At 66.2% G+C, this 3,117-nt stretch carries 1 protein-coding gene; it reads left to right on the top strand.

Annotation, left to right across the window (positions count from 1 at the left end; translation table 11 throughout):
• On the top strand, positions 1-3,117 hold a 3,117-nt coding region (locus SO156_RS45595; protein ID WP_498539434.1), incomplete at both ends, for an amino acid adenylation domain-containing protein.

Raw genomic sequence — 3,117 nt, 5'->3', positions numbered from 1 at the left:
CGAGGCGATGGTGGTGGCGCAACAGGATGGCCGCGGCGACAAGCACCTCGTCGGCTATGTGGTGTGTGCGCCCGAAGTTCGCTCGGATGAGCTGGATGGCGCAGACTTTGCCGGCGCCTTGCGCACGCACTTAGGTGCGCGCCTGCCGGACTACATGGTGCCGTCGGCATTCGTGCGGCTATCGGGGCTGCCGCTGACGGTGAACGGCAAGCTCGACCGCAGGGCATTGCCGGCGCCGGCTGACGATGCCTATGCGCGGGCAGCCTATGAGGCGCCGCGCGGCGCGATCGAGACAGCACTGGCAGAGATCTGGGCGGAGCTTCTCGGGCTCGATCGGGTCGGACGCCACGACAACTTCTTCGAGCTCGGCGGCCACTCGCTCCTGGCGGTGCAGCTCTTGAGCCGGCTGCAGCGGCTGTCGCTCGGGGTGGAGGTGCGCACGCTGTTCGCCACGCCGGTGCTGGCCGATCTTGCCGCAAGCCTTGGCCGTCCTCATGAGGTGGCGGTGCCTGCGAGTCTGATCACCGAGCAGAGCACGGCGATCACGCCGCAGATGCTGCCGCTTATCAAGCTGACCCAGCCGGAGATCGACCGGATCGTTGCCACGGTGCCTGGCGGCGTCCGCAACATCCAGGACATTTATGCGCTGTCGCCGCTGCAGGAGGGCATCCTGTTCCATCATCTGCTGGCCAGCCGGGGCGATCCCTATCTGCTGGTGTCGCAGATGGCGTTTGCCGACCGGAGCCTGTTGGAGCGCTATCTTGCTGCGGTTCAGCAAGTGGTGGACCGGCACGACATCCTGCGCACGGCCTTTGTCTGGGAGGGACTGTCGAGCCCGGCCCAGGTGGTGTGGCGTCGTGCGTCGCTGGAGGTGAGCGAGGTCGAGCTGGATGGCTGTGATGGCTCCGGTGCCGATGAGCTCCGGCGGCAGTTTGATCCGCGCCGGCAGCGCATCGATCTTGGCCGGGCCCCCTTGTTGCGGTTTGTGACCGCGCGCGATCCCGGCAGCGGGCGCTGGCTGCTGCTGGAGCTGCAGCATCATTTGATCGGGGATCACACGACGCTGGCAGTGATGCATGCCGAGGTGCGGGCCATGCTGGCAGGGCGGGCCTATGAACTGGCCGCGCCGCTGCCGTTCCGTAATCTAGTGGCTCAGGCGCGTCTTGCCGTCGATGCCAAGGCGCATGAAGAGTTCTTCCGAGGGCTGCTGGCCGACATCGACGAGCCGACCATGCCGTTCGGGCTAAGCGAGGTCTACGGCGACGGCAGCGGCGTCAGCGAGGCGCATCGGATGTTGCCGCAGGCGCTCAACGAGCGGCTGCGCGAACAGGCGCGGCGGCTCCGGGTGAGCCTGGCCAGCCTGTGCCATCTCGCCTGGGGGCAGGTGGTGGCGCGCAGCAGCGGCCGCGAGCAGGTGGTGTTCGGCACGGTGCTGTTCGGCCGCATGCATGGCGGCGCTGGTGCCGACCGCACCATGGGCCTATTCATCAACACCCTGCCGCTGCGGCTCGATCTGGACGGCACCGCCGTCGCGGCGAGCGTGCGGATCACGCATGCGCGGCTCGCCGAGCTGCTGGCGCACGAGCATGCCTCGCTGGCATTGGCGCAACGCTGCAGCGGTATTGCGGCTCCGGCGCCGCTGTTCAGCGCGCTGTTGAACTACCGGCATAACAGGCCGGCAGCCACGCCCGGCTTCGGAACGGATGATGTCCTGTCAGGCGTGGAATGGCTCGGCGGCGAGGAGCGCACCAATTATCCCGTGACCCTGTCGGTCGAGGATTATGGCGAGGCGCTCGGCCTCACGGCGCAGGTGGCGGAGCCTGTCTCTGCGGATCGGGTCTGCGGCTATATGCAGCGGGCGCTCGAACAACTGGCGGAGGCGCTGGAGCATGCCCCCAACACGCCGGCGCGCGAGCTCGACATCCTGCCGGCCGACGAACGCAGCTACCTGCTGGAGGAGTTGAACCGGACGGCGGCGGCCTATCCGTCGGAGCGGTGCATCCATGAGCTGTTCGAGCAACAGGTCCGGCGCGCACCCGAAGCGGTCGCGCTCGTTCATGAGGAGGAGCGCCTGAGCTATGGCGAGCTCAATGCGCGCGCCAACCAGCTGGCGCATCATCTGATCGCGCTCGGGGTCAGGCCGGATCAGCCGGTGGCGATCTGCCTAGAGCGCAGCGTGGCGATGGTGGTGGGGCTTTTGGCGATCCTCAAGGCTGGCGGCGCGTATTTGCCGCTGGACCCGGCCCATCCGTCTCAGCGGCTGCGCCAGGTGCTGGGCGATGCCGCGCCGCAGCTGCTGCTTTGCGATGCGGCCGGCCGCGCCGCACTCGGCTCCGAGGTGCTGACCGATGTGACAGCGGTCGATCTGGAGACGGCCACGCCGGCCTGGGCCGAACGACCGGCTTCGGACCCCGACCCGCGCACGCTTGGCCTCACATCCCACCATCTCGCCTATGTGATCTACACCTCCGGCTCAGCCGGAAACCCAAAGGGCGTCATGGTCCAGCATCGGGGGTTGGTCAATCTGGTGTTGGCTCAGGTCGGTCTTTTTGGCGCTTCTTCCAACAGCCGAGTGCTGCAGCTCGCCTCCGTTGGGTTTGATGCAAGCGCTTGGGAGCTTCTTATGGCGTTTGGCTCTGGAGCCGCATTGCACTTGCCTGCGGACGAGATCCGTCAAGCAAGTAACAAGCTATCGGATTATCTCCGAAACGAAGACATCACCCATGCGACGTTACCCCCGGCGTTGCTTCAGGTAAGCAAGAATCTGGAATGTTTGGCTTCGCAAGTTCTCATTCTTGCTGGAGAGCTGCCGAAGGCTGAACTCATCCAAAGTCTGGCCCCGGCATCAATTGTCAACGCTTATGGCCCGACCGAAACAACAGTCTGCGCGACAGTCTGGAATTGCCCGGCCAATTTTAATGGGGCAGTGGTCCCGATCGGCCGTCCGATTGCGAACACGCGGGTGTACCTGCTGGACGGTCATGGCGCGCCCGTGCTGTTCGGTGCGGTGGGCGAGCTTTACATTGGCGGGGCGGGAGTGGCGCGGGGCTATCTGAACCGCCCCGAGCTGACAGCCGAGCGGTTCATCGCCAGTCCCTTTGTGGAGGGCGATCGGCT

The organism is Bradyrhizobium sp. UFLA05-125 (genome assembly GCF_059803515.1).
Note: the sequence above shows the minus strand (reverse complement) of the source record. Positions and strands in the feature narration are given on the sequence as shown.